We start from the raw sequence: 4,331 nt of genomic DNA, 5'->3' as shown, positions 1-4,331 counted from the left end.
ATCCTGCCAATGTGCCGTCCATACTACAACTTCGCTGTGCCTACCTCAATGGTCAACTTGCTATCTAATGTCTTTGCAAAAATGGGATGCTCCCGGTGAGACGTGCTATCCCTTTGTTCCAGATTGCAGTAGAAATGTTCCCAGATATCAATGTATTTTTTAGTTGGTTAATTTCGGAAATAAAAGATTTAAAAATTCCACCACCACAGCATAGAAGTAATCCCAGAGTCGTCAAGAAAACTCGCTCAAAGTTTCCGAGTAAAAAACGATGTCATAGAAATAATGGCACTCCTCGACAACTACTATCCTTTCAAATTTTTAGGAAAGCAAGTTGAATACATCCATTTGGGCGATACTGTAAATTGTTCATCCTCAATTTATAGTTCAACGGGTTAAAAATATTCTCAGCAATTGACAATTAAATTTTTCGAGAGTGCCTTCAGGTACAAGCAACCTTTTTAGCTGTTTTTGTTCTCGTATCACACACGCGAACAAATTATGATTTATTCCATCATCTATTTTCCCTTAACCGAGCAGTATTGGCTCATCCTCTACTCCAATTCTTTTTCCTAATGCTAGAGCAAACATCGGATCATGACGTAATTCTTCATGGTCATTTAAGTCTTCGTATCCCATGACCAACCCGTAGATTCGTTGTCTAATTAAGTTTTCTATTGAATGGTCAATTCGATAAGGCTTTCGGTAATCTTGGAAACATCCTGCTAACCGTGATGTTATTTGCAGTTTTCGGTCTAGTTCCGCAATTAAACTTAACCCAGCATCGGATGTTACCTGTCCCCCGTTGAAATTAACTACGATTGGGGGTGACTTTGGCTGCTCAAATTTGAACTGTTTTGGCAGCGATCGCGAAGCTTGTTGGGTCATGCTTTATAACTAATGAAATGCTTACTATATATACATTTTAGCAGTTTTTTACACCATTTTTCTCAGAGTTTGTGAGAAATCCGGGATAAACAGCTTTCACATCGCTTGCCCAATTTAAACTGTTGTAAACCCTTAGCCGGATTGAATGTTAGGTTGAACTTCGCGCAACCGACGTTCCAGAAAACGACGCTCACTGTCATTTGTCACTAATTCTAGTGCCCGTGTATAGCTCTGGGTCGCTTCCTCTAATGCTCCAACACGCCGGAATAAATCTGCACGGGTGGCATGAAAGAGATGATAGCTGTCCAGTTCTGGAGCAAGGCGATCAATCAGTCCAAATGCGGCTTGAGGACTGTCTGCCATTGCGATCGCCACTGCTCGGTTCAAGGTAACAATGGGTGAGGGCTGCAAGCGTTCCAACACCTCATAGAGCCGCACGATCTGCGCCCAGTCTGTTTCTTCGGCGCGGGTTGCCTGACAATGGAGGGCGGCGATCGCCGCTTGCAGGGCATACACTCCGGTTCCAAAGAGCAACGCTTCCTCTACCAGGGGTAACGCCTCAGCAATCTGTAGATGGTTCCAACGACTGCGATCCTGATCTTCTAGCAAAATCAAATCGCCTGCCTCATCTAGACGCGCATTGCGCCGCGAATCGTGCAATAACATCAGCGCCACCAGTGCTGTGACTTCAGATGGGGGTTGGGGTGCCAGCAATTGCCGCACCAGTTGCCCCAAGCGAATCGCTTTGATGCAGAGGTCAGCCCGCACGATCGCATCTCCTTTGGTTGCGGCATAGCCTTCGTTGAAGATGAGATAGATGACTGTCAGGACTGCCTCTATCCGGGGAGCGAGATCAGTCGTCTCAGGTACTTTGTAAGGAATGCCTGCGTCTCGAATTTTGCGTTTAGCACGAACTAACCGCTGTGCCATTGTTGCAGTCGGGATAAGAAAGGCGCGGGCAATTTCGTCGGTTTCCAGTCCACCCAACATTCGCAGGGTCAACGCTACTTGAGTTTCCGTTGCCAGTGCCGGGTGACAGCAGGTAAAAATTAATCGCAGGCGATCGTCTTCAATTTCATCACTGTCATAGGTTGGTTCTTCAGTGGATGGAATTAAGCCAGATGCCGCATACCACTCCAGTTTTTCGGTCAGTTTCGTGCGTCGTCGGAGGCGATCGATCGCCTTGTACCGGGCAGTTCGGATAATCCAGGCACGGGGACGATCGGGAATACCGTCGCTTTCCCACTGATTCACTGCCGCTGTAAATGCTACCTGTGCAGCTTCTTCAGCTACATCAAAATCTCCGACCAGCCGAATCAGAATAGCAACAATGCGCCCCCATTCAGTTCGATAAAGGGCAGCAATTGCTTGAGCCACATCTGTTTTTGGGATTGAAGCCATACCTTTGACAAAAAGACATAAAGAATTTTGGGCAAGGTGTCGATTTGAGCAATTGCCGTTCGACTAACTGATAAAGGGAGATAAGTTCAATTGTACTAAACAAAATTTTTGCACTCAGGTGTCGATTTGGACAATTCCCGTTCGACTTAATCACAAAGGAGGCAACCGAATGAAATATTTGCTGCTGATTTATATGGACGAAAACGCCATGAGCGACACCGAGCGGGAGCATTGCTATGGGGAATCTGCCCAACTCGCCCAGGACTTGCATACTCAAGGACAATTTCTGGCGACGGCTCCACTCCATCCTGTTGCAACCGCAACCAGTGTCCAAGTCCGTGATGGCAAATCACTCGTGACCGATGGACCATTTGCCGAAACCCGCGAACAATTGGGTGGATTCTTCCTCGTTAATGCTCAGGATTTGGATGAAGCCATTGCGATCGCCACCCGCATCCCAGGTGCAAAAGTCGGCACCGTCGAAATCCGTCCTGTCATCGAAGTTGCGGGACTACCAGCACAGCCCTGACCGAAGAGGCGGAGGGGCAGTTCTTGCTGGGAGCAGGGGGAGCAATCCCTGTCCCGTTCGCGCAGCGTCTCCAAGAGTTGCCGTGAAGCGGAGCGGAACATGGGTATCAAGCCCCGCCCTTCCAGGGCGTTCTTGATTGGTGGGAGTGCAAGCTCCTTCCAATCCTCCCCCCTGCTCCCTGCTCCCTGCCCCCCTGCCTCTTTTGACCGTCCTTAACCGCTTGAACTCAAGGAGAACCCTCATGCAAAAAAATTCCAAAATCACTCCCTGTTTATGGTTTGACGATCAAGCCGAAGCCGCCGCTCAGTTTTATACGTCGATTTTTCGCAATTCCAAAATTGTCCACGTCAGTCGATATGGAGACGCTGGACAAGAAATTCAGGGACTTCCAGCCGGAGCCGTCATAACTGTCAGCTTTGAACTTGATGGTCAGCCGTTCACAGCACTCAACGGTGGTCCGACCTTCAAATTTAACGAGGCGATTTCCTTCCAAATCTTTTGCGATACCCAGGCGGACGTGGACGATTACTGGCAAAAATTGTCTGCCGGTGGGGATGAAACCGCACAGCAATGCGGCTGGCTCAAAGACAAATACGGCGTCTCCTGGCAAATTATTCCTCGCATTCTGATTGAGTTACTCAACCACCCCGATGCGGCAACCTCTCAAAAAGTGACCACTACCATGCTGCAAATGAAGAAGATCGAGATTGATGAACTCAAGCGTGTCGCTGCTGATTAGCGGTTCCTTCGGAGTTGCGCTTTGCGCTAATCAGCACACCCAACCCTTCGCAATCTAACTCAAAACCATTCAACAGGAGATTTCACAATGAAAGTCATGGTCTTTGTCAAAGCAACCCAAGACTCCGAAACTGGGGTCATGCCGAGCGAACAGCTTTTAACTGAAATGGGGCAGTACAACGAAGAATTAGCCAGAGCGGGTATCTTGCTCGCCGCTGAGGGGTTGCATCCTAGCTCAAAAGGGGTGCGAGTTCACTTTTCAGGAACCGATCGCACCGTCACCCAGGGACCTTTCACTCCAGCGCCGGAGCTAGTGGCAGGGTATTGGCTGTGGCAGGTGAACTCAATGGAAGAGGCAGTTGCTTGGGTCAAGCGCTGCCCTAACCCTATGCCAGGAGACTCCGAGATTGAGATTCGTCCCGTATTCGAGGCAGAGGATTTTGGTGAAGTCCTGACACCCGCCTTAAGGGAGCAGTCAGACCGCATTCGCGCTCAGGTTGAAACGCAGCAGCAAGAGTAACGTCAACAAGAAGGGTGTGGGGTGTAGGGAAGACTGCATTGGTCGGGGCTTGAACCCCCACCAATGCTATCGTCTAGACTCATACGGGGTTTGTAACCAAGAGTGTTGTTGGGGCTAAATATTCACGAACCTGCAACCCCACACCCCGCCCCAACGGGGCTTGGTCATCAGCAACCGCGCAAATGATGTTTATATGCGAACGATCCGCTCATCAAAACGCAGAATCGATTACAAAAGGAGAAATCAATGCAACTCAAT

5 protein-coding genes and 1 pseudogene are annotated in these 4,331 nt (G+C 48.8%); 4 read left to right on the top strand and 2 right to left on the bottom strand.

All coding sequences use genetic code 11. The features are described from left to right. Positions 1-95: 95 nt before the first annotated feature. On the top strand, positions 96-335 hold the full coding sequence (locus V7K25_RS28090; protein ID WP_335162709.1) for a hypothetical protein: 240 nt from the start codon (positions 96-98) through the stop codon (positions 333-335). A gap of 196 nt (positions 336-531) precedes the next feature. Here V7K25_RS28090 and V7K25_RS28085 read toward each other — a convergent pair. Together V7K25_RS28085 and V7K25_RS28080 are read right to left on the bottom strand one after the other, a co-directional pair. Beyond that, positions 532-885: pseudogene (locus tag V7K25_RS28085) on the bottom strand (transposase); the annotation flags it as partial. Between the two features lie 132 nt (positions 886-1,017). Further along, positions 1,018-2,286, bottom strand: coding sequence for an RNA polymerase sigma factor (locus V7K25_RS28080; protein ID WP_335162705.1), 1,269 nt, complete (start codon positions 2,284-2,286; stop codon positions 1,018-1,020). Between the two features lie 169 nt (positions 2,287-2,455). Here V7K25_RS28080 and V7K25_RS28075 point away from each other — a divergent pair, with 169 nt between their 5' ends. The 3 genes from V7K25_RS28075 to V7K25_RS28065 all read left to right on the top strand — a co-directional run bounded on the left by V7K25_RS28075 (position 2,456) and on the right by V7K25_RS28065 (position 4,073). Beyond that, positions 2,456-2,815, top strand: coding sequence for a YciI family protein (locus V7K25_RS28075; RefSeq protein WP_012408899.1), 360 nt, complete (start codon positions 2,456-2,458; stop codon positions 2,813-2,815). Positions 2,816-3,056: 241 nt separating this feature from the next. Beyond that, positions 3,057-3,554: a VOC family protein gene (locus V7K25_RS28070; protein WP_335162703.1), complete on the top strand. Its 498-nt coding sequence runs from the start codon at positions 3,057-3,059 to the stop codon at positions 3,552-3,554. Between the two features lie 87 nt (positions 3,555-3,641). Further along, positions 3,642-4,073: a YciI family protein gene (locus tag V7K25_RS28065; protein ID WP_273770200.1), complete on the top strand. Its 432-nt coding sequence runs from the start codon at positions 3,642-3,644 to the stop codon at positions 4,071-4,073. Positions 4,074-4,331 lie beyond the last annotated feature (258 nt).

This window comes from Nostoc sp., from assembly GCF_036919495.1.
GTDB lineage: Bacteria > Cyanobacteriota > Cyanobacteriia > Cyanobacteriales > Nostocaceae > Nostoc.
The sequence above is the reverse complement of the archived record's forward strand: the minus strand, read 5'-3'. Positions and strand labels throughout refer to the sequence as shown.

What these genes read in the sequence shown, in the direction of transcription:
- V7K25_RS28070 (WP_335162703.1), top strand. Translation starts at nt 3,057, where the DNA reads ATGCAAAAAAATTCCAAAATCACTCCCTGTTTATGGTTTGACGATCAA.
- V7K25_RS28075 (WP_012408899.1), top strand. Translation starts at nt 2,456, where the DNA reads ATGAAATATTTGCTGCTGATTTATATGGACGAAAACGCCATGAGCGAC.
- V7K25_RS28080 (WP_335162705.1), bottom strand. Translation starts at nt 2,286, where the DNA reads ATGGCTTCAATCCCAAAAACAGATGTGGCTCAAGCAATTGCTGCCCTT.
- V7K25_RS28065 (WP_273770200.1), top strand. Translation starts at nt 3,642, where the DNA reads ATGAAAGTCATGGTCTTTGTCAAAGCAACCCAAGACTCCGAAACTGGG.